This is a genomic window from Robbsia sp. KACC 23696, assembly GCF_039852015.1.
Lineage (GTDB): Bacteria > Pseudomonadota > Gammaproteobacteria > Burkholderiales > Burkholderiaceae > Robbsia.
In genome coordinates, this window is record NZ_CP156626.1 from 1,541,522 (window position 1) to 1,562,354 (window position 20,833).

The window sequence follows — 20,833 nt, forward strand, 5'->3', positions numbered from 1 at the left end:
GGCCGGCGCGGAGCCGGCTGCATCGGACGCGAGCCAGCAGCCGGCGCTCGCCGCTGCGCAGGCCTAACTGAGTTGAGCCATGGTTGAAGTTGAAATCGACGGAAAGAAAGTAGAAGTGCCGGAAGGCAGCATGGTGATGGAAGCCGCGAAGCGGGCCGACACCTATATTCCGCACTTCTGCTACCACCGCAAGTTGTCGATCGCGGCGAACTGCCGTATGTGCCTCGTCGAAGTCGAGAAGATGCCAAAGGCCGTACCGGCCTGCGCGACACCGGTCTCGTCGGGCATGATCGTTCGGACGAAATCGGATAAGGCGGTCAAGAGTCAGCAGGCGGTGATGGAATTCCTGCTGATCAATCATCCGCTGGATTGCCCGATCTGCGACCAGGGCGGCGAGTGTCAGCTGCAAGATCTGGCCGTCGGCTATGGCAAGTCGTCGTCGCGATACCAGGAAGAAAAGCGCGTCGTGTTTCACAAGAACGTCGGCCCGCTGATCTCGATGGAAGAGATGTCACGCTGCATCCACTGCACGCGTTGCGTCCGCTTCGGTCAGGAAATCGCCGGGGTGATGGAGTTCGGCATGCTGGGTCGCGGCGAACATGCCGAGATCACGACCTTTGTCGGTGCCACCGTCGATTCCGAGATGTCGGGCAATATGATCGATCTGTGCCCGGTGGGTGCGTTGACGTCCAAGCCTTTCCGCTTTAGTGCGCGGACCTGGGAATTGACGCGTCGCAAGTCCGTCAGCCCGCATGACGCCACCGGCGCGAACCTGATCGTTCAGATGAAGAATGGCAAGGTCAAGCGCGTGCTGCCGCTGGAAAACGAAGCCGTCAACGAGTGCTGGATCTCGGACAAGGATCGCTTTTCCTATGAGGGCCTCAATGGCGAGGATCGGCTGACTTCGCCGATGATTCGGCAGAACGGCGAATGGCATCAGGTGGACTGGCAGACGGCGCTCGACTATGTGGTCGAGAGCTTCGGCAAGATCGCCTCGCAGCACGGCAAGGATGCGGTCGGCATGCTGGGCAGCCCGCATAGCACGGTCGAGGAATTATTCCTGTTGAAGTCCCTGGCCAATGGCATCGGGACGCCGAACATCGATTACCGTCTGCGCCAAAGCGACTTCGCGGGCGAGGTACGGGGCGGTGGCGCGAACGGGGGCGATGTGCGCTGGCTGGGTTTGCCGATCGCCGATTTGTCGCTGGTGGATCGCGCTTTCGTCGTCGGCGCGCATCTGCGTCGCGATCAGCCGCTATTGGCATCGCGGCTGCGCCAGGCGGCCCGCAACGGTGCGCATATCGCGCTGCTGGGCGCCAGCAGCGATGACTCGTTGATCCAGAACGCGCATCCGGTCGTGGCTGCCCCCAGCGAATGGTTGGCGGAACTGTCGGCCGTGGCGCGCGCGGTGGCCGCGGTACGCGGTGTCGACCTGCCGGCCGCATTTGCGACCGACACGGCCGAGGGCCCGAGCGATGAAGCGCGTCGTGCGGCGGAATCCTTCGTCGCCGGCGAGCAGAAGGTCATTCTGCTAGGGAACGACGCAGTGCGGCATCCGGCGTTCACGCAGTTGCATGCGCTGGCGGCCTGGATCGCCGAACAGTCGGGTGCCGCCTTCGGCTTCCTGACCGAAGCGGCGAATACCGTCGGCGCGCAGCTGGTCGATGTCTTGCCGGGCGAGGGCGGTTTGAGCGCAGCCGAGCAGTTCGCCCAGCCGCGCAAAGCCTATCTGCTGCTGAATACGGAACCGGAATTCGATACGGCCAATCCGGCGCAGGCATTGGCCGCCTTGAAGGGCGCGGATCTCGTGGTCAGCCTGACCGCATTCAAGCACGCGGGCGACTACGCCGATGTGCTGCTGCCGATCGCCCCGTTCACCGAGACCGCTGGTGCCTTCGTCAACTGCGAAGGTCGCGTTCAGGCATTCAACGGCGTGACCACGCCGTTGGGCGAGACGCGTCCGGGCTGGAAAGTGCTGCGTGTGCTGGGCAATCTGTTCGGTGTCGGCGGTTTCGACTTCGACAATGTCGAACAAGTGCGCGAAGCCGCGCTGGGCAAGATCGACATTGCCGCGCGCCTGAACAACGCGACGGCCACGCCGATCGTCGAAGGACAGCGCGCGGCGCGCGTTGCGGGGCGCTTCGAGCGGCTTGCCGATGTGCCGATCTATCACGCCGACCCGCTGGTGCGTCGGGCGCCGTCGTTGCACCTGACGGTGGCGGCAAAGCAGGCGCTGCGTGCCGGACTGCCGGCGGCGTTATTCGATTCGCTCGATTTGAAGCAGGGTGATGCGGTGCGCGTCACGCAGGATGGCTTGTCGGTGACGCTGCCGGCATTCCGCGACGCGGCGCTGGCCGAGACGGTCGTCCGGGTATCCGCAGCCACGCCGGCATCCGCCGTGCTCGGCAGCCTGTTCGGTGAATTGGTGGTGGAGAAGGCATAAATGAGCTTGTTCGATACGATCAACACGGCAGGACAGGGCATACTCGGCGTTGCCTGGCCGACGATCTGGTTGCTGATACGCATCGTCGTGCTGTCGGTCGTGCTGCTGCTGTGCGTGGCCTACCTGGTGCTGTGGGAGCGCAAGCTGATCGGCTGGATCCACGTGCGTCTCGGCCCGAACCGTAACGGTCCCGGCGGCATGTTCCAGACGATCGCCGACGTGTTGAAGCTGATCCTGAAGGAAGTGATCACGCCGGCCCAGGCCACGCCCTGGCTGTATCTGCTGGCGCCGATCATGGTCGTGATGCCGGCGTTCGCCGTCTGGGCCGTGATCCCGTTTCAACCGGTGGCGGTGCTCGGCAATATCAACGCCGGGCTGTTGTACGCGATGGCGATCTCGTCGATCGGTGTCTACGGCGTGATTCTGGCCGGATGGGCCTCGAATTCGAAGTATGCCTTCCTCGGTGCGATGCGCGCCTCGGCGCAGATGGTTTCGTACGAAGTGTCGATGGGTCTGGCGCTGGTGACGGTGCTGATGGTGACCGGCTCGCTGAACCTGAGCGATATCGTGACGCAGCAGACGCACGGCCGCTTTGCCTCCTGGGGCCTGAATTTCCTGTCGTGGAACTGGCTGCCCTTGCTGCCGATGTTCATCGTGTATTTCATCTCGGGCCTGGCGGAAACCAATCGTCACCCGTTCGACGTCGTCGAAGGGGAATCGGAAATCGTGGCCGGCCATATGGTCGAGTACTCGGGCATCGTGTTCGCGCTGTTCTTCCTGGCCGAATACCTGAACATGATTGTGATCTCGACGCTCACGGCGACGATGTTCCTGGGCGGCTGGAATGCGCCGTTCGGTTTCCTCGAGTTCATCCCGGGCGTCGTCTGGCTGTTTTTGAAAGTCTTCTTCCTGTTGTCCGTGTTCGTGTGGGTTCGCGGCACGTTCCCGCGTTACCGTTATGACCAGATCATGCGCCTGGGCTGGAAGGTGTTCCTGCCGGTCTGCCTGGTCTGGGTCATCGTGACCGGTTGCTGGATCATGTCGCCGCTGAACATTTGGAATTGATGCGATGAATGCGATAAGAGATTTCTTCCGCAGCTTCCTGCTGCTGGAATTACTGCGCGGGATGGCGCTGACCGGACGCTATGCGTTCCGGCGCAAGATCACGGTCCAGTTTCCCGAGGAAAAGACGCCGATCTCGCCGCGTTTTCGGGGGCTGCACGCGCTGCGTCGTTACGAGAACGGCGAAGAGCGGTGCATCGCCTGCAAGTTGTGCGAGGCGGTCTGCCCGGCATTGGCCATCACGATCGAATCCGAGACGCGCGCCGACAACACACGACGCACGACCCGCTACGATATCGACCTGACCAAGTGCATCTTCTGCGGTTTCTGCGAAGAGAGCTGCCCGGTGGATTCGATCGTCGAGACGCAAATCCTCGAGTATCACGGCGAGAAACGCGGCGACCTGTATTTCACGAAGCCGATGTTGTTGGCGGTGGGGGATCGGTACGAGAAGGAAATCGCCGCGGCGAAAGCGGCGGACGCACCGTACCGCTGAAAAGAACCAGATGGAGGCGCGCGGTGGCGATATGACCGCACGACGCAGGCCTTCCCTGGGCACTGCACACGAAAGACCAGCAAGCAGACAACATGGCATTCACGACCGTACTGTTTTATCTTTTCTCGATCCTGCTCGTAGGCAGTGCGTTCCGCGTGGTAACCGCGCCGAACGCGGTGCAGTCGGCGTTGTTCCTGGTGCTGGCGTTCTTCAACGCCGCCGGGATCTGGATGTTGCTCCACGCCGAATTCCTGGCGATCGTGCTGGTGCTGGTCTATGTCGGCGCGGTGATGGTGCTCTTCCTGTTCGTCGTCATGATGCTCGACATCAATATCGAAGGGCTGCGCAAGGACGTGCGACGCTTCGTACCGTGGGCGACCGTTATCGGCGTGATCATCGTCGCGGAACTGGCACTGATCATCTGGCACGGCTATGGCGGCACCGACACTCCGCTGGAAGGCAATCCGGCCGATGTGGGCGTGCCGAATACCGTGGTCATCGGCCGCCTGCTGTACACCAAATACATTTTCGCGTTCGAAATCGCCGGCTTGATCTTGCTGGTCGCCATCATCGCCGCCGCGGCGCTGACGATGCGCAAGCGGGAAGGCGTCAAGCGCAACGACCCGTCGCAGCAGGTCCGCGTGCGCGCCAAGGATCGGCTGCGCATCGTCAAGATGGCGGCCGTCGTCGACGCGCCCGATGCCTCCACCGATCCGGCCACGCCGGGCGATGCCGGCGCCGGTGTGACGCAGTCCGCGGGCGCCGCGGCCGGTTCGACGGCGCCGGCATCGACGGCCACGCCGTCCGGCCCGGCGCCCGCCGCCGTGCAGACCGGCGGCGCGGCCAGTGCCGCGGGCAACAACACCGGTGGCACGACACCGAATCCGCCGAATGCCGCGCCTGAGAAGGCTGCTGGCGGCGCACCGAACAACAAGCAGTGATAACACGGAGGAGACAACGATGACACTCACCCTGGCGCACTATCTGGTCCTAGGCGCGATCCTGTTCTCGATCGCCATCGTCGGCATATGGCTGAACCGACGTAATGTGATCATTATCTTGATGGCCATCGAGTTGATGCTGCTCGCGGTCAATACGAACTTCGTTGCGTTTTCCCGTTATCTGGGCGATCCGAACGGGCAGGTTTTCGTGTTCTTCGTGCTGACGGTCGCGGCGGCGGAAGCGGCCATCGGTCTCGCGATTCTGGTTGCGCTGTTCCGGCGACTCGACACGATCAACGTCGAAGACCTCGACCGCTTGAAGGGCTGACGATGAAAGCGGTGCGGAGTGTGAGTAGCGAACGGTACGCCAGGGGCGCAGGTCCCGCGTATGTCATCGGAATTCAGGGATAAAGGCAGGTGTCGTCATGGCAAATACATTAAGCCCAACCATCTTGTCGGTGATCGTGCTGGCGCCGCTGCTGGCGGCCATCGTGGCCGGATTGTTCGGTCGGCAGATCGGCCGGGTGGGCGCGCACTCGATCACGATCCTGGGTGTCGGTATTTCCTTCGTGCTGTCCGCGATGGTGTTCTCGAAGGTGCTGGCCGGTGCCAGCTTCAACGGGACGATGTACGAATGGATGAGCGTCGGTTCGCTGAAACTGGAAGTCGGCTTCCTCGTCGATTCGTTGACGGCGCTGATGATGTGCGTGGTGACCTTCGTCTCCCTGATGGTGCATATCTATACGATCGGCTATATGGCCGATGACGATGGCTATCAGCGCTTCTTCTCCTATATCTCGCTGTTCACCTTCGCGATGTTGATGCTCGTGATGAGCAACAACTTCCTGCAGCTGTTCTTCGGCTGGGAAGCGGTGGGGCTGGTGTCCTATCTGCTGATCGGCTTCTGGTACACGCGACCGACGGCGATCTACGCGAATATGAAGGCCTTCCTGGTGAACCGGGTAGGCGACTTCGGTTTCCTGCTCGGCATCGGCCTGCTGCTGGCCTACGCCGGCTCGCTGAACTACGACGATGTGTTCGCGCATCGCGAGCAGTTGGCCGCGCTGAGCTTCCCGGGCACGAGCTGGGGGCTGCTGACGGTGGCCTGCATCTGCCTGTTCATCGGCGCGATGGGGAAGTCCGCGCAGTTCCCGCTGCACGTCTGGCTGCCGGACTCGATGGAAGGCCCGACGCCGATCTCGGCGCTGATTCACGCGGCAACGATGGTGACGGCGGGGATCTTCATGGTCGCTCGGATGTCGCCGCTGTTCGAACTCTCGGATACGGCGCTGTCCTTCATCCTGGTGATCGGCGCGATCACCGCGCTGTTCATGGGCTTTCTCGGTCTGGTGCAGAACGACATCAAGCGCGTGGTCGCCTACTCGACGCTGTCGCAGCTGGGCTATATGACGGTGGCGCTGGGCGCATCGGCCTATCCGGTCGCGATCTTCCACCTGATGACGCACGCTTTCTTCAAGGCGCTGCTGTTCCTGGCGGCGGGCTCGGTGATCATCGGCATGCACCATGATCAGGACATGCGCAATATGGGCGGTCTGCGCAAGTACATGCCGATCACCTGGATCACGTCGCTGGTGGGGTCGCTGGCCTTGATCGGTACGCCGTTCTTCTCGGGCTTCTATTCGAAAGACTCGATCATCGATGCGGTGCGCGAATCGACGCTGCCGGGCAGTGGCTTTGCTTACTTCGCCGTCGTGGCCAGTGTCTTCGTCACGGCGCTGTACGCCTTCCGCATGTATTTCCTGGTGTTCCACGGCGAAGAGCGTTTCCGCAAATCGCACACGGAACATGGCGCCGAGGCGTCCGCCCACGGGCATGACGCGCATGGCGCCGATGCGCACGGTCATGGCGGCACGCCTACGCCGCACGAGTCGTCGTGGGTCGTGACGTTGCCGCTGATCCTGCTGGCGATCCCGTCGGTGATCGTCGGGGCATTGGCGATCTCGCCCTTGCTGTACGGTTCTTTCTTCGGCCATGGGGTCGTGTTCGACAAGGTCATCTTCATCGGCGCGAATCACGAAGCGATGGCGGACCTCGGACAGCATTTCGACGGCTGGCTGGGGATGGCGCTGCATTCGGTGAGCGGTCTGCCGGTCTGGCTGGCACTGGCGGGCGTGATCGTCGCGTGGTGGTTCTACTTGCGCCAGCCGGCCATTCCGGCGGCGATCAAGCAGCGCTTCCTGCCGATCTACACCTTGCTCGACAACAAGTATTACTTCGACAAGTTCAACGACGCGGTCTTCGCCAAGGGTTTCCTGGCGATCGGTCGGACCTTGTACAAAGAGGGTGACCAGGCCGTCATCGACGGCGCCGTGGACGGCAGTGCGAACGCGATGCGTTGGCTTGCCCGCGCACTGCGCCCGATGCAGACCGGTTATGTGTATCACTATGCGTTCGCGATGATCCTCGGGGTGCTCGCGCTGCTCACGTTGTTCGTGGTGATGAGCAATAGCTAACGGGAGGGCGCGTCATGCATACACTTCCGTGGTTGAGTTTGTCGATCTGGGTTCCGATCGTATCGGGCATCGTCGTTCTGGTTCGGGGTTCGAACCGGGATCCGCAAATCGCACGGCGCCTGGCATTGGCCGGCGCGGTGCTCGGACTGCTGGTGACGCTGCCGGTTATCTGGGGCTTCGATGCCAGCAGCGCGGCGCTGCAATTCGTCGAGCACGCCGATTGGATCGATCGCTATAAGGTGGCGTATTACCTGGGCGTCGATGGTATTTCGGTGTGGTTTATCGTATTGACCGCTTTTATCACCGTGGTGGTGATCATCGCGAGCTGGACGTCGATCACCTCGCGGGTGGCGCAGTATCTGGGCGCCTTCCTGGTCTTGTCGGGCTTGATGATCGGGGTGTTTACCGCGGCGGACGGCTTGCTGTTTTACGTGTTTTTCGAGGCAACGCTGATTCCGATGTATCTGATCATCGGCGTATGGGGCGGACCGAACCGGGTGTATGCGGCGTTCAAGTTCTTCCTGTACACGCTGGCCGGGTCGCTGTTGATGCTGATCGCGCTGATCTATCTGTATCGCGAATCGCATACGTTCGAGATCGCGGCGTGGCAGGGTATGCAGTTGGGGCTAAAGCAGCAGATCATGTTGTTCATCGCCTTCTTCTTCGCGTTTGCGGTGAAGGTGCCGATGTGGCCGGTGCATACCTGGCTGCCCGATGCACACGTGGAAGCGCCGACCGGCGGGTCCGTGGTGCTGGCGGCCATCATGTTGAAGCTGGGCGCCTACGGTTTTCTGCGCTTTTCGATGCCGGTGACGCCGGACGCGTCGCACACGCTGGCGCCGGTGATGATCGCGCTGTCGCTGATCGCCGTGATCTATGTCGGCGTGGTGGCCTTGGTGCAGACGGACATGAAGAAGCTGGTTGCGTATTCGTCGATCGCCCATATGGGCTTCGTCACGCTCGGTTTCTTCATCTTCGATCCGCTGGGGACCGAAGGCGCGATCGTGCAGATGATCTCGCACGGCTTCGTGTCCGGCGCGATGTTCCTGGCGATCGGCGTGCTGTACGACCGGATGCATACGCGGGATATCTCGGCGTATGGCGGCGTGGTCAATCGGATGCCACGGTTTGCGGCGTTCGCGCTGTTGTTTGCGATGGCGAATGCCGGCTTGCCGGGAACGTCGGGTTTTGTCGGCGAGTTCATGGTGATTCTGTCGTCCGTCCACTTCAACTTCTGGGTTGGCGCCTTGGCGGCCACGACGTTGATTCTCGGGGCGGCCTACACGTTGTGGATGTACAAGCGGGTGTACTTCGGTCCGGTGGCGAACGAGCAGGTGGCGAAGCTGCAGGACCTGAATGGTCGGGAAATGGGGTTGATGACCGTGATGGCGGTGCTGGTGCTGGCGATGGGTCTGTACCCGAAGCCGTTCACCGATACGATGCACGAGTCGGTGAGCAATCTGCTCGCGCACGTGAGTCAATCGAAGTTGTAGGGAAGGTCCAAAAGAGGACAGAAGCGAAGAATAGCTATGCAAAATGCGAACATGACTGTCTTGCTGCCAGAGGCGCTGCTGTTGGTGGCGGCACTGCTGACGGTGCTGAACGACGCGTTCACCACTGGCCCCGGCGGCCGCCGCCTCACCTACGGTATCGCGTTGGTCTCGTCGTTGGTGGCAACGGTCTGGTATGCGGCCTTATCGACGGAGCCGCAGGTAGGACGCTTCTTCTCCGATATGTATGTCGTCGACCAGATGGCGAGCGTGCTGAAGGCATTCGTCTGCCTGGGCTTCGCATTGACGCTGATGTACTCCCGGCGTTATCTGGTGGATCGCGATCTGGACAACGGCAACGTCTACATGCTCGGCATGTTCTCGCTGCTCGGCCAGATCGTGATGATCAGCGGCCACAATATGCTGACGCTGTATCTCGGCCTGGAAATGATGTCGCTGTCGCTGTACGCGCTGATTGCGCTGCGGCGTGACGACATGACGTCCGGCGAGGCGTCGATGAAGTACTACGTGCTGGGCGCATTGGCGTCGGGTTTCACGCTGTACGGGATCTCGATGATGTACGGCGCCACGTCGTCGCTGGACCTGGGCGAGATTTCCCGCACGCTTTCGTCGGGTCGCGTGCCGAACACGGTGCTGCTGTTCGGTATCGTGTTTGTCGTCGTCGGCGTGACGTTCAAATTGGGCACCGCGCCGTTCCACATGTGGGTGCCGGACGTCTACCAAGGCTCGCCGACGGCGATGACGCTGTTGGTGGCCGCGGGACCGAAGGTGGCGGCGTTTGCCTTCGGTTTCCGGCTGCTGGTCGACGGCATGCTGCCGCTGGCCACCGATTGGCAGCAGATGCTGACGATCGTCGCGGCGCTATCGATGATCATCGGTAATGTGATGGGGCTGGTCCAGACCAATATCAAGCGACTGCTGGCGTATTCGGCGATTTCGAACCAGGGCTTCGTGCTGCTGGGTCTGATCGGCGGCGTGGTAAACGGGAATGCCGACGAAGCGGCCAGCGCCTACGGATCGGCGATGTTCTACAGCGTCGTCTATCTGATCACGACGATTGCCGTGTTCGGCGTGCTGCTGGTGTTGTCCCGCAAGGGCGTGGAAGCGGACAATATCGACGATCTGAAGGGGCTGAATCAGCGGAGTCCGTGGACCGCCTTCGTCATGTTGGTTTTGATGTTCTCGCTGGCCGGTATTCCGCCTACCGCGGGTTTTTATGCGAAACTCTCGGTTTTGAGCACGGTCGTCAATGCGGGCATGATCTGGTTGTCCGTTCTGGGCGTGCTCTCATCGCTGGTAGGGGCGTTCTATTACCTGCGGATCGTCAAGGTGATGTATTTCGACGCGCCGCTGGATGTCACGCCGGTTGAAACCCACACCGTGGCGCGCGTACTGCTGACCATCAATGGTCTGGCCGTGCTGGTGTTGGGGATTATTCCCGGCCCGCTGTTGAATGTCTGCCTGCACGCGATGCATCAAATCTTTGGAGCGTAGGGAATCATGTCCGCAGCAGGGTGGTTTATCGTGTTGGTTGCCGTTTTCTTTGCGAATTTGCCATTCGCCAACCAGCGCCTGTTCGCGGTCATTCCCCTCCCGCTCGCCGCGGGAAAGGCCAAAAGCGCGTGGATCCGACTGGCCGAGTTGATCGTTGCGTATTTCGTCGTCGGTCTGTTCGGGCATCTGCTCGAAGCGCGTGCCGGCAATGCATTCGATCAAAGCTGGCAGTTCTATGCGGTGACCTTTAGTTTGTTCGTGGTTTTTGCCTTCCCCGGCTTTACCGCGCGTTATCTGGTCAAATATCGGGTGTAGGCTGAAAATTCCTCCCGCTATTTTTCGACCCGATGACCACTGATTCCCCCGCTTCCCAAGACCCGTCGGGCGTATCGTCGGCCGGCCAGCCGGCCGAATCCTCCCGCAGCGGCACACACGCGGCATCGACCGATGCCGGCGCCGGCCACGTTTCGGCGCAGCTCGATCAGCGTCTGCGCGAACATTGCGAGTCCAGCACGCTAGTCCACGAGGGCGCTTTTCTCACCGTCAAGTGCGACAAAGTGCGCCTGCCCGATGGCAAGCTCGCCACCCGCGAATACGTCCAGCATGCCGGTGCCGTGATGATCCTGCCGCTGTTCGACGACGGCACCGTGCTGGTGGAAAAGCAGTTTCGCTATCCATTGGGGCGCGTGCTGACCGAGTATCCGGCCGGCAAACTCGATCCGGGCGAGGATCCTGTTGTTTGTGCACATCGTGAGTTGCTCGAGGAAACCGGCTATAGTGCGAGCCAGATGACGTTTCTGACCCGGATCAATCCGGTGATCTCGTATTCGACCGAGTTTATCGACCTCTATCTGGCGCGTGGCTTGACGCCGGGCCGGCAGCAGCTGGACGAAGGGGAGTTTCTCGAACTCGAAATCGTGTCTCCGCAACGAATGATCGATGCGGTGCGCAGCGGACAAATCAGCGACGTCAAGACGATTATCGGCACCTTCTGGCTCGAAAAGATCCTGTCCGGCGCATGGCCTTTGCCTGCTTGAACGCATCTGGGCGCACACTGTGCGCTGGCGATGGGCAAGAGGCGTCGCCAGGGACAATGCCGTGTGCCGGCTCAGACGAGTTTCGTGACAGCATGAAAGTTTTCGATTTGCAGTGCGCGCGCGAACACCGCTTCGAAGGGTGGTTCGCGTCCGCCGACGCCTACGATACGCAGCGTGAAAAGGGTCTGTTGCAATGCCCGATGTGTGGGTCGAGCAGCGTGCAACGCCTGCCGTCGGCGCCGCATTTGAACGTGTCGTCGTTGCGCGCCGATACGGGCGCGTCCGCGTCCGGCAGTGCCGCGATGGAACAGGCAATGGCAAGGCGCGCCGGCGACGATAGCGACGCGCGCCAACGCGCGGCGCAGCAGGCGCGCGGCGCCGAGCATCGGGGCGGATCCGACGGGGCGTTGTCTGTCGGCGGCGCGCGGCGCGGTATCGTCGCAGGCGGCGGCGTTAGTGGCGTCGGTGGCACGCCGGAAGCGAAAATGGCCGAAGCGCTGCAGGCTGCCTGGCTGAAGATGGCACGCGAGGTGATCCGTCAGACCGAGAATGTCGGCGATGCCTTCGCCGACGAGGCGCGTCGGATCCATTACGACGAAGCACCGGCCCGGGCCATTCGCGGGCACGCCACCGCGGAGCAGGTCGCCGAACTCGCCGACGAAGGCATCGACGTCCTCCCGCTGCCTATGCCGGATGCGGCGAAAGAGACGCTGCAGTAGGCGTCGGCGCGAACACGTAAGCGTCCATCGACAGCACGCCGTAGGTCATTCCGCCATCGATCACCGTAATGGCATCGTGGGGCGTTGCGCTTGTCAGCGACGCGGCACCGAGTGCGACATGCAGTGGCAACAGATGGTCGTCGCTCGGATGCGCCCGCTCGGCGTACGGCGCACGGGCACGATAGTCGATCAAACCTGCCACATCGCCGCGGGCGACCGCCGCGCCAATCCATTCCGCAAAGGCCGTCGCATAGATGGCGTCTTCTCCCGCCTGCCAGCGAATATCGCCTAGATTGTGCGTCAGGCTGCCCGAGGCGAGTATGGCGATTCCCTGATCCCGCAACGGCGCTAATGCGCGACCCAGGGCGAACGCGTCGGCGGGCGTGGCCGGCCAAGGTAGCGACACCTGAAAGACCGGGATATCCGCGTCCGGCACCATATGCAATAGCGGCACCCAGGCGCCGTGGTCGAGACCGCGATTTGCATCCAGCCGAGCGTGCAAGCCGGCCTGCTCCAAGACCGCCACGGCACGCTGCGCGGCGTCCGGCGCGCCGGGCGCCGGATAGCGAATGTCATAAAGCGCGCGGGGGAAGCCGCCGAAATCGTGGACCGTATCCGGCGTCTGCGTACTGGCGACGGCAATGCCACCCCGTGTCAGCCAATGCGCCGACACCACAAGGATGGCTTGCAGACCGGGAACGGTCTCGCGGTTTAAGTGTTGCTGGCCCAATGCCGCCAGGCGCGGACCGGCCAGGCCGGGCTCCAGGGCGAACGTCGGGGCGCCATGCGAGACGAACACCACAGGCATCCGCGGCGTCGTCGGTGTCGAGGCAAACATGATCGAAATCGCTCCCTTCAGCGTGCGGCGTCGGGAGGATCCCGCTCTCTGCCGCTATTTCGATACTGTATTGGACAAGCTGTCGTCGATAAACGGGGCGTGAGGGACGGATTGTCTCGATTATCGAGCCGATTCAGCGTGTCGGATCGCTGCCGGGTTTTTTGGAAGGCAGCGCCTGTCTTACAGCGCGGCGAGGCGGCCCAGCGCTTCGCGCAGCGTGTCGTCCTTTTTTGCAAAGCAGAACCGTACGACGCCGGATTCCTGACCGTTTTGATAGAAGGCGGACATCGGAATGGCCGCGACGCCGGCTTCGTTGATCAGCCAGCGGCAAAAGTCCACTTCGTTCAGATCGCTGATCGCCGTGTAGTCGACGCATTGGAAAAACGTCCCTTCGCACGGCAGCAGCGTGAAGCGTGTCTTTGCCAGGCCGTCGCGGAAAAGATCGCGCTTGGCCTGGTAGAACGCGGCGAGGCCTGCATAGGTTGCGGGATCCTGCATATAGGCCGCGATGCCGGCCTGCATCGGCGTGTTCGCCGTGAAGACGTTGAACTGGTGCACCTTGCGGAATTCGGCCGTCAGCGGCGCCGGGGCGAGCACATAGCCGAGTTTCCAGCCGGTGACATGAAACGTCTTGCCGAAACTCGACACGATGAAACTGCGCATGGCCAGTTCCGGATGCCGTGCGATGCTGGCGTGTACCTGCCCGTCGAACACCATGTGTTCATAGACTTCGTCCGACAGGACGAGGACATCGGTGCCGCGCAGAATATCGGCGAGCTTGGCGATGTCGTCGTTTTTCCAGGTCCGGCCCGTCGGATTGTGCGGGGTGTTGATGATCAACATCCGCGTCCGGCTGCTTAGCGCGGCCTGGATCGCGTCGAAATCCAAGGCATAGTCGGGCGCCGAGAGCGGCACCAGAACGGGAATGCCGCCGGCAAGTTCGATCGCCGGCAGATAGCTGTCATAGCTTGGTTCGATGACGATGACTTCGTCGCCCGGGTGGACCGAACACAAAATCGCCGACAACAAGGCCTGCGTCGCGCCGGAGGTGACGGTGATCTCGTTGGTCGTGTGATAGGCGCGGCCGTAGAGCGCGTCGACCTTGTTCGCGATGGCTTCGCGCAAGGGCGCCCAGCCTGCCATCGGCGGGTATTGATTGTGCCCGTCGCGCATGGCCTGCGACACCGCGTCGATCAGCGCCGGATCGCAGGCGAAGTCCGGGAAACCCTGGCCCAGATTGATCGCCTTCTTTTCCGCGGCGAGCGCCGACATGGTCGTGAAGATGGTCGTGCCGACAGTGGGCAGCTTGGACGGGAAAGACGGCGTTTGAAACGCGAGTGCGGCCGAAGTCATGAGGTGTCGCGGTAGAGGGCGAAAAAGGGTGATCGCCGCCAAAAGCGGGATCTCACGCGTATTTTAATGAAATTGTCGTCAACGTGCGCGAGGTCGTCCGCCGCACGTCAGTTCGTGCCGAAGACCTGGGCCGTGAAAACCGTCGGCAGGACGACATGGCAATTGAAGTCGCGCACCATGCGACGGTGCAGTTTCAACAAGGCCTTATCTTTCGTCACCAGCCAGCGCGCACCGGTAGCGGCCGCCAAGGTGAGAAACTTTTGATCGTCTCGATCGCTGCATCGCGGCAGGACCGGCGGTGGCGTGCCTGCAATGGCCGACGCGGGCTTCGCGAAACCTGGCACGATGGCCGAAGCCGAAGCCGAAGCCGAAGCCGAAGCCGAAGCCGAAGCCGCCTGCGTCGCGTCCGGCGCCGTGCCGGTTTCGAGTGCGTGGGCAAGCGCCGCAGCGCGCTTGGCGTCCTCATGGGCTGCGATCGACGCGACCGCATGCGTCCAGGCGTGCGTCTGTGCGAGCGCTTGCGCATCGTCCACCGCGAAGCGGGCGAACTGCGGATACAGCAGCACGTAAGACAGCTCGCGAAAGCAGTGTTCGTCGATCACGACATGCAGCGTATCGGCATTCAGGGCGCGGCGGATGGGTTCCACGGCCGGGTCGGCGAAGACCAGCAGATCGATCCAGACGTTGGAGTCCAGGATCACCGGGGTGTCCGGACCGAGCCGGGGCGCTGCGTCGGGCTGGGCTGCGAGGTCGGGCGGACGGGCGCCGGATTTATCGATGACGGCGGGGCCGGTTACAATCACGTTTGCTCTCCGCGTCTGGCGGTCCTTTGTCAGTCTTTCGTGCGTCTTTCGGCCCTACATGATAATCGTTTTGTCCCCCGCGAAGTCGCTCGACTTCGACACGCCCGCGCATGTGCGCACCCACACGCAACCGGCGTTTCTCGATGAATCGGCGGAATTGATCAAGACGCTGCGGACCTTGTCGCCCGCGCAGATCGCCAGCCTGATGAGTATCTCGGATCCGCTGGCGCACCTGAATCACGAACGGTTCGCCAGCTGGCAACCGACCTTCGACGAGTCCACCGCAAAGCAGGCGGTGCTGGCGTTCAACGGGGATGTCTACGAAGGGTTCGATGCGAAATCGCTATCGGCCGCGGATCTGACATTCGCCCAGGACCACGTTCGCATCCTGTCCGGTCTGTATGGCCTGCTGCGCCCGCTCGATCTGATTCTGCCGTACCGGCTCGAGATGGGGTCGAAGCTGAGCAATCCGCGCGGGCGCGATCTCTATACCTTCTGGGATGGCAAACTCGCGGACGCGCTGAACACCTTGTTCGACGCCAGCAAGAAGGGCGAGCGGGTGCTGGTGAACCTGGCGTCGGAGGAATATTTCAAATCGGTCAAGCGCGGCAAGCTGAGCGTGCCGGTGATCACGCCGGTGTTCGAGGATTGGAAAGGCGGGCGCTACAAGATCATCAGTTTCTATGCAAAGCGCGCGCGCGGCCTGATGACGCGCTATGTCACCACGCATCGAATCGATGGCGTCGAAGGTCTCAAGGGCTTCGACCTCGACGGCTATGCCTATGCGCCCGAGGTGTCCAGCAAGGACAGCTGGGTGTTCCGTCGTCGCCAGGAAGATTGACGCCGAGGTTCGATGCAACAGGATGGATTAAAGGAAACGATGATGACAGTGAAGATCACCAGCCTGTTCGACAGCGGTGCGGTCGAGGTCGTGGATGCGAGCCGTGCCGACGATATCCGGCTTCGCCTGCGTCCCGATAACGCCAGCGCCTTTGCGCAATGGTTCCATTTTCGTGCGAGTGGCGTGGCGGGCCGCGCCTGCGTCTACACGTTCGAGAATGCGTCGGAAGCGGCCTATCCGGACGGCTGGCGCGACTATCACGTCGTCGCCAGTCATGACAGCGTGAACTGGTTCCGCGTCGCCGATACGCATTACGACGGCCAGGTATTGCGATGGCAGCACACGTCGCCATCGGATAGCGTCTGGTTTGCCTATTTCGAGCCCTACGGCGAAGCCCGTCACCATGCCTTTCTGGGGGAGGTGGCGGCGAGCGGTCGCGCGACGTGCGCCGACCTGGGCTTGTCGCTACAAGGTCGGCCGCTGACATGCGTGAGCGTCGGCGACGCCGTGGTGAATGGGACGGACGGCGCCGCCGGTGCGGGTGCATCGCCTGCGCCTATCTGGATGATTGCACGCCAGCATCCGGGCGAGACGATGGCGGAGTGGTTCGTCGAAGGCTTCTTGCGACGCCTGCTTGGTTTGGGCGAGTGGGCGGGGGATCCGGTCGGGCGTGCGCTGCGTGAGCGGGCCGTGTTTCATATCGTGCCGAATATGAATCCGGACGGCGCGGCACTGGGAAATCTGCGGACGAACGCGGCCGGCGCGAATCTGAATCGCGAGTGGATGCAGCCCAGCGCCGAGCGTAGTCCCGAAGTGCTGATGGTGCGCGAAGCCATCGCTGCCAGCGGCATCGCGATGTTTTTCGATATTCATGGCGACGAATCTCTGCCGTACAACTTCGTCGCGGGCAGTGAGATGTTGCCAGATTTCAGCGATGCGCAACGCGCGACGCAGGATGCCTTCATTGCTCGTTTCAAGGCCGTGAGTCCCGATTTTCAGGATGTTCACGGTTATGAAGCCGGGCATTACAGCGCCGATGCCTTGACACTCGCGTCCAAATATATCGGTAATCGCTATGGCTGCTTGTCGCTGACCTTGGAAATGCCGTTCAAGGACAATGCCGATTTGCCGGACCCGCGCGTCGGGTGGAATGGGGCCCGGAGCATGGCGCTGGGCGCGGCGATGTGCTTGGCGATTCTGCGGCAACTGGACGACTGAACGGACGTGACGGCGCCGGCCGCCTGTTGCGGCGGCCGACGGTGACGCGTGGGCTCGCGCCCGGACGTGGCAGTCCGGGCCAGAAGGTCAATGATGCGTCGTGCGGGCTTTGCTTTTGCCCTTCGCCGCCGGGGCTTTCGCGGCATGCTTGGTGGTGCTCGACCGCGCGGTCGACTTCGCATTGCCGCCTGTCGTCGAAGCTTTGCCCGAGGCGCGCGATGCGCCCTTGACGACGTGTCGGCCATTGCCACGCGTTGTTCGGCCATGCGCCGCGTGCCGTGCGCCACCCCGACCGCGTGACACCGTCTCTGTCACGGGCGGCGTACTTTGCGGCGGCTCGTTATAGCCGAACGCCAGCAATTTGTCCTGCACATAGCCGCAACGAAAGTGCAGCAAGTCCGGCTGACTGGCTTCGCTCGCGTCTTTCCGATAGCCGAGCCCACTGACCTGGACCATCGTTTCGACATTGACGCGTTGCTTGCGGTCATCGAAGGGCTGATTCCATGGTTCGGTGCTGGCGTGCTGCGCGTCCAGTTCCGCAGGCAGGAATTCCACGTGATCGTACAAGCGCGACGTCGGCACGACGAAGGCGGCGTGCGCGGCGCAGTCGGCGACGAGGGGGGTGGCATGTTGCTGGTCGATCAGCTGCTGCACCATCGCGTCGTGGTCGACGATTGCATCGGCATGGGCGGCGGTCAGCGGCAACAGCGCCGGTAACAGCACCGTTATCGAACCGGTGAGGAGACGCACCGGGCGCAGCGTCGTGACAACGGACGCGACGGCGACCGACAGGGACGAGAGCGACGGAAGCGGCCGACGGGCAATGGCGGGGATCACACCCAGCCAAGTCATGGCACGGGCGTACCAACGGGAATACGAATCGGATTGCGGCATCTTGCGAGGAATAAAACCGGGAAGTCCGAGACCACGTCATGGTCTTTCGGCACGAATAAGAGTCGACGCGCGCCGAAGAGTTCAATTTTTCGTGCCGGCCATCGGGACGGAGTAGGGCGACGACACCTCTTCACGTCTGGCCTGGTGCTATCCGAAAGGGATCACTCTGGCGGCGCGCGATGCCAAGCGATTATACGGATAAATTGCGAGCGGACCGCCGCAATGCGACGGCGTGGGCCCGCGCGGGGGCTGCGCGTGGCGTCGGAAAGAGGGAATGCGTCGACGCGGCAGGGGCAGCGTGGCAAGGAGCCAGCGGGCTGACAACGACGTTGCGTTACTGATCGATGCGATTCAAACGTTTGTCGAAGGTCGTCATCCACGCCGGTTTGTAAACCGCGATGATCGCGGTCATCGCAGCGGTAAACATCGCTTCACCACAGGCCTGAATCGACGTCATCATGACAAAGGACGGATCGAGCCAATGCCAGGAAACGCTCAACAATCCCATATGCCCCAAGAGCACCGTGGACGTGGAAGCCCATACCGCTAAGACTGGTGTCAGCACGCCATGGCCCAGCACAAAGGGGGCACGCTTATTTGGGAAATACCGGGCAAGCACGCTCTCGACCAAGGCCGAGATCAGCACCGGTACGACACTCAGCGCGATCAAGGTGAGGCCGATGCCATCGACCGGCGTGCCGAGGATCAACGCGACCAATAGGATCACTACGCTGGTTCCGATCAGGGCGAGCGCCCAACCGAATAGCGTCACCATCAAGGTGGCGCCCAGTAAATGAAACACCGCGCCATCTTGCACCCAGATGTCGAATGTCCAGAGTACGGACAAGGTCACGACACAGGAAAGCCAGAGGTGCTGCAGTCCGTCGGTATTCAGTTTTGCAAACGGTGTGCTGTAAGAAGCACGGATTCGGCCGACCCATCCCTTGCTGGAAGATGAGTGAATGGGAAAAGGCGTCTTACGTATCACCGCGCTAGCGAGCGCCACCAAGGCGACGATCCATCCGCCTATCGATGCCCACAACGGTAAGGGTGAGTACAAGAATCCCATGCGTTAAATCTTACTCGTTGCGACGCAACAGTGATAGCGCCGCGCGGTGTTACCACGCCTACTGTTGCAGAAATCCCGCGTCGTGCATGGGCTGTACGCGCGAGGGCAGTGTGTCGTTTCGGTGCCTGCCGCGAGCGTATGCAAAAAACGTTCCGACCTGCATCCGACGTTTCGCGCCTCTCTGCTCCCGGTCTCTTCGTTCGCACGGGCGTTTTCCGCGTCACCATGTCGGCGGCTGGAAGCGGTGATAGCCCGTCGGTCCGCTGTCGGCGCCACTTCCATCGGGGAGCGCGGGAGGGAACGGGGAACACGGCGGCTCCGTCGCGCCTGCGTCCGATCGGCGCGCTGGACTGCCATCGTCTCGCCCGGGCAGCCGTGGTGCGTCCGGAGCAAGGTGCGTCGCGGGACCGTGCAGCGACCCGGGACTGGGAGGGCGCGTCGGTGCTTGGGGCGGTCTTGGTGGCACTCCTGGTGGCGCGCCCTGTCCTGGCCCCGGGACCGGACCCGATGGGGGCGCGAGCAAGGGTCGACGAATCGGCGCGACCAAACGGTCGGTCGCGGACAGGCCGTCGCCGAGCGGTATCACGCGGGCGAGCGGCGGTGTCGCGGCCCCGTTGCGCGAACCGTCCAATTGCTCGAAAAGCCAGCCGTTATAGATCGCGACGGCTGCGGCGCGATTACTGGCCCCCAGGGTTTTAAATACCGTGGCTAAATGTATCTTTACCGTTCCCTCGCTGATGCCGAGGGCCCGTGCGATGCCCTTGTTCGTACTGCCCATGTGTACAAGACGCATGATCTGTTGTTGACGCGGCGATAGCAGCGGCGTGTCGCCAAAGCCGCGGCGGCGATAAGGCAGACGTCGTTCCGCGACCTCCTGAGAGGCGACATCGGCGCTCTGCAAACTGATCGCGCTCGGCGGAATGTAGTGCGTGCCCAGTAAGACCAACTCCAGCGCCCGTAACATGGCACGCACGCCCATCGATTGCAGCATGACGGCTTTGACGCCGCCGCGCATCAGATCGAGAATCTGCTGCGGGGGCATGTCGCGACACGTCCCCGCCAACAGCAACGTGCCGCGATGTTCATCGATCAAACGCAATGCCTCGGTCTGGCTGGCGGTGCTGCCGAGATCGCATAACAGCAGATCGCGCGGCTCATGCGACAAGGCACGCCTTGCCTGCAGCCAGTCACGTACGTCACTGGTCTGCGCGCGCCGGTCCAACTGGCGCAAAAGCGTTTTCATCTCCTCCCGTTCCTGCGCGTTTTGACTGACTACGAGAAATTTCATGGGATCCCCTTTCATTCTATGGATCGCGATCCGTTGTACGACCGATTACGCGGCCGGAAGTGTTCGCGTCTTGTGGCGAGGGCGGTAGCAGGCGATGCGCGCACCGGTGTGCGAGATACGCCCGTCCTACGTCGCTGTGATCGATGCATTCCTTTAGCGGCGCATTCGTCTACGCGCTTTCAAGAGACCTGTAACGTGAAATGCGAAAGGCTGTTGAAAGCATGCTCATCATTGCAAATTCATCGATTCCGCGCGTCCTCGCCGAAAGAGATAGGCCCTCGGACCAGATCGACTAGGTGTTTTGGACAGCCTTGGGCGGTATAACTATTTAGAGTCGGCACCGTCTGGGCCA

At 62.2% G+C, this 20,833-nt stretch carries 18 protein-coding genes and 1 pseudogene; 13 read left to right on the plus strand and 6 right to left on the minus strand.

The features are described from left to right. The first annotated feature begins 79 nt into the window (after positions 1-79). The 11 genes and pseudogenes from nuoG to ABEG21_RS06440 all read left to right on the plus strand — a co-directional run bounded on the left by nuoG (position 80) and on the right by ABEG21_RS06440 (position 12,177). The gene (gene nuoG, locus ABEG21_RS06390) at positions 80-2,443 is read left to right on the plus strand and encodes an NADH-quinone oxidoreductase subunit NuoG (protein WP_347556385.1); all 2,364 of its coding nucleotides are present in this window, start codon (positions 80-82) and stop codon (positions 2,441-2,443) included. Continuing rightward, positions 2,444-3,508: an NADH-quinone oxidoreductase subunit NuoH gene (gene nuoH / locus ABEG21_RS06395; RefSeq protein WP_347556386.1), complete on the plus strand. Its 1,065-nt coding sequence runs from the start codon at positions 2,444-2,446 to the stop codon at positions 3,506-3,508. A 4-nt stretch (positions 3,509-3,512) separates the two neighbouring features. Beyond that, complete coding sequence (gene nuoI / locus ABEG21_RS06400) at positions 3,513-4,001, plus strand: NADH-quinone oxidoreductase subunit NuoI (protein ID WP_347556387.1); 489 nt, start codon at positions 3,513-3,515, stop codon at positions 3,999-4,001. A 92-nt stretch (positions 4,002-4,093) separates the two neighbouring features. Continuing rightward, positions 4,094-4,708 (plus strand): annotated as a pseudogene (locus tag ABEG21_RS06405) (NADH-quinone oxidoreductase subunit J); the annotation flags it as partial. A gap of 253 nt (positions 4,709-4,961) precedes the next feature. Beyond that, the gene (gene nuoK, locus ABEG21_RS06410) at positions 4,962-5,270 is read left to right on the plus strand and encodes an NADH-quinone oxidoreductase subunit NuoK (RefSeq protein ID WP_024902206.1); all 309 of its coding nucleotides are present in this window, start codon (positions 4,962-4,964) and stop codon (positions 5,268-5,270) included. Positions 5,271-5,367: 97 nt separating this feature from the next. Beyond that, complete coding sequence (nuoL, locus tag ABEG21_RS06415; protein ID WP_347556388.1) at positions 5,368-7,416, plus strand: NADH-quinone oxidoreductase subunit L; 2,049 nt, start codon at positions 5,368-5,370, stop codon at positions 7,414-7,416. Between the two features lie 14 nt (positions 7,417-7,430). Then, positions 7,431-8,909, plus strand: coding sequence for an NADH-quinone oxidoreductase subunit M (locus ABEG21_RS06420; protein ID WP_347556389.1), 1,479 nt, complete (start codon positions 7,431-7,433; stop codon positions 8,907-8,909). A gap of 36 nt (positions 8,910-8,945) precedes the next feature. Then, positions 8,946-10,421: an NADH-quinone oxidoreductase subunit NuoN gene (gene nuoN, locus ABEG21_RS06425; protein ID WP_347556390.1), complete on the plus strand. Its 1,476-nt coding sequence runs from the start codon at positions 8,946-8,948 to the stop codon at positions 10,419-10,421. Between the two features lie 6 nt (positions 10,422-10,427). Further along, on the plus strand, positions 10,428-10,736 hold the full coding sequence (locus ABEG21_RS06430; RefSeq protein WP_347556391.1) for a DUF2818 family protein: 309 nt from the start codon (positions 10,428-10,430) through the stop codon (positions 10,734-10,736). Between the two features lie 32 nt (positions 10,737-10,768). Then, positions 10,769-11,458: an NUDIX hydrolase gene (locus tag ABEG21_RS06435; RefSeq protein ID WP_347556392.1), complete on the plus strand. Its 690-nt coding sequence runs from the start codon at positions 10,769-10,771 to the stop codon at positions 11,456-11,458. A gap of 92 nt (positions 11,459-11,550) precedes the next feature. Then, positions 11,551-12,177: a DUF1178 family protein gene (locus ABEG21_RS06440; RefSeq protein WP_347556393.1), complete on the plus strand. Its 627-nt coding sequence runs from the start codon at positions 11,551-11,553 to the stop codon at positions 12,175-12,177. Here the strand turns inward: ABEG21_RS06440 and ABEG21_RS06445 are convergent. The 3 genes from ABEG21_RS06445 to ABEG21_RS06455 form a co-directional block, all read right to left on the minus strand. Beyond that, positions 12,143-13,015, minus strand: coding sequence for a class III extradiol ring-cleavage dioxygenase (locus ABEG21_RS06445; protein WP_347556394.1), 873 nt, complete (start codon positions 13,013-13,015; stop codon positions 12,143-12,145). The genes ABEG21_RS06440 and ABEG21_RS06445 overlap by 35 nt on opposite strands. Positions 13,016-13,195: 180 nt before the next feature. Further along, a complete protein-coding gene (locus ABEG21_RS06450) occupies positions 13,196-14,368 on the minus strand; it encodes a pyridoxal phosphate-dependent aminotransferase (RefSeq protein WP_347556395.1) in 1,173 nt (390 codons plus the stop codon). A gap of 107 nt (positions 14,369-14,475) precedes the next feature. Then, the gene (locus ABEG21_RS06455) at positions 14,476-15,171 is read right to left on the minus strand and encodes a PIN domain-containing protein (RefSeq protein WP_347556396.1); all 696 of its coding nucleotides are present in this window, start codon (positions 15,169-15,171) and stop codon (positions 14,476-14,478) included. A gap of 58 nt (positions 15,172-15,229) precedes the next feature. Between ABEG21_RS06455 and yaaA the strand changes: the two genes are divergently transcribed. Both yaaA and ABEG21_RS06465 read left to right on the plus strand, forming a co-directional pair. Continuing rightward, positions 15,230-16,012: a peroxide stress protein YaaA gene (gene yaaA, locus ABEG21_RS06460; protein WP_347556397.1), complete on the plus strand. Its 783-nt coding sequence runs from the start codon at positions 15,230-15,232 to the stop codon at positions 16,010-16,012. A 42-nt stretch (positions 16,013-16,054) separates the two neighbouring features. Then, entirely contained in the window at positions 16,055-17,230 is a 1,176-nt protein-coding gene (locus ABEG21_RS06465; protein ID WP_347556656.1) for a M14-type cytosolic carboxypeptidase, read from the plus strand. Positions 17,231-17,317: 87 nt separating this feature from the next. Here the strand turns inward: ABEG21_RS06465 and ABEG21_RS06470 are convergent, their stop codons facing one another. The 3 genes from ABEG21_RS06470 to ABEG21_RS06480 all read right to left on the minus strand — a co-directional run bounded on the left by ABEG21_RS06470 (position 17,318) and on the right by ABEG21_RS06480 (position 20,481). Further along, positions 17,318-18,082 carry a hypothetical protein gene (locus tag ABEG21_RS06470; protein ID WP_347556398.1) on the minus strand — a complete coding sequence of 255 codons (765 nt, stop codon included), beginning with the start codon at positions 18,080-18,082 and terminating at the stop codon, positions 17,318-17,320. Positions 18,083-18,458: 376 nt separating this feature from the next. Further along, positions 18,459-19,193, minus strand: coding sequence for an energy-coupling factor ABC transporter permease (locus tag ABEG21_RS06475; protein ID WP_347556399.1), 735 nt, complete (start codon positions 19,191-19,193; stop codon positions 18,459-18,461). Positions 19,194-19,413: 220 nt separating this feature from the next. After that, on the minus strand, positions 19,414-20,481 hold the full coding sequence (locus tag ABEG21_RS06480) for a response regulator transcription factor (protein ID WP_347556400.1): 1,068 nt from the start codon (positions 20,479-20,481) through the stop codon (positions 19,414-19,416). Between the last annotated feature and the right edge of the window lie 352 nt (positions 20,482-20,833).

Coding starts and splice junctions, on each gene's coding strand:
- nuoI (WP_347556387.1), top strand. CDS start 3,513: ATGAATGCGATAAGAGATTTCTTCCGCAGCTTCCTGCTGCTGGAATTA.
- nuoL (WP_347556388.1), top strand. CDS start 5,368: ATGGCAAATACATTAAGCCCAACCATCTTGTCGGTGATCGTGCTGGCG.
- ABEG21_RS06470 (WP_347556398.1), bottom strand. CDS start 18,082: ATGACTTGGCTGGGTGTGATCCCCGCCATTGCCCGTCGGCCGCTTCCG.
- ABEG21_RS06450 (WP_347556395.1), bottom strand. CDS start 14,368: ATGACTTCGGCCGCACTCGCGTTTCAAACGCCGTCTTTCCCGTCCAAG.
- ABEG21_RS06480 (WP_347556400.1), bottom strand. CDS start 20,481: ATGAAATTTCTCGTAGTCAGTCAAAACGCGCAGGAACGGGAGGAGATG.
- ABEG21_RS06430 (WP_347556391.1), top strand. CDS start 10,428: ATGTCCGCAGCAGGGTGGTTTATCGTGTTGGTTGCCGTTTTCTTTGCG.
- yaaA (WP_347556397.1), top strand. CDS start 15,230: ATGATAATCGTTTTGTCCCCCGCGAAGTCGCTCGACTTCGACACGCCC.
- ABEG21_RS06445 (WP_347556394.1), bottom strand. CDS start 13,015: ATGTTTGCCTCGACACCGACGACGCCGCGGATGCCTGTGGTGTTCGTC.
- ABEG21_RS06435 (WP_347556392.1), top strand. CDS start 10,769: ATGACCACTGATTCCCCCGCTTCCCAAGACCCGTCGGGCGTATCGTCG.
- ABEG21_RS06420 (WP_347556389.1), top strand. CDS start 7,431: ATGCATACACTTCCGTGGTTGAGTTTGTCGATCTGGGTTCCGATCGTA.
- nuoG (WP_347556385.1), top strand. CDS start 80: ATGGTTGAAGTTGAAATCGACGGAAAGAAAGTAGAAGTGCCGGAAGGC.
- nuoK (WP_024902206.1), top strand. CDS start 4,962: ATGACACTCACCCTGGCGCACTATCTGGTCCTAGGCGCGATCCTGTTC.
- ABEG21_RS06465 (WP_347556656.1), top strand. CDS start 16,055: ATGACAGTGAAGATCACCAGCCTGTTCGACAGCGGTGCGGTCGAGGTC.
- nuoH (WP_347556386.1), top strand. CDS start 2,444: ATGAGCTTGTTCGATACGATCAACACGGCAGGACAGGGCATACTCGGC.
- ABEG21_RS06440 (WP_347556393.1), top strand. CDS start 11,551: ATGAAAGTTTTCGATTTGCAGTGCGCGCGCGAACACCGCTTCGAAGGG.
- ABEG21_RS06475 (WP_347556399.1), bottom strand. CDS start 19,193: ATGGGATTCTTGTACTCACCCTTACCGTTGTGGGCATCGATAGGCGGA.
- nuoN (WP_347556390.1), top strand. CDS start 8,946: ATGCAAAATGCGAACATGACTGTCTTGCTGCCAGAGGCGCTGCTGTTG.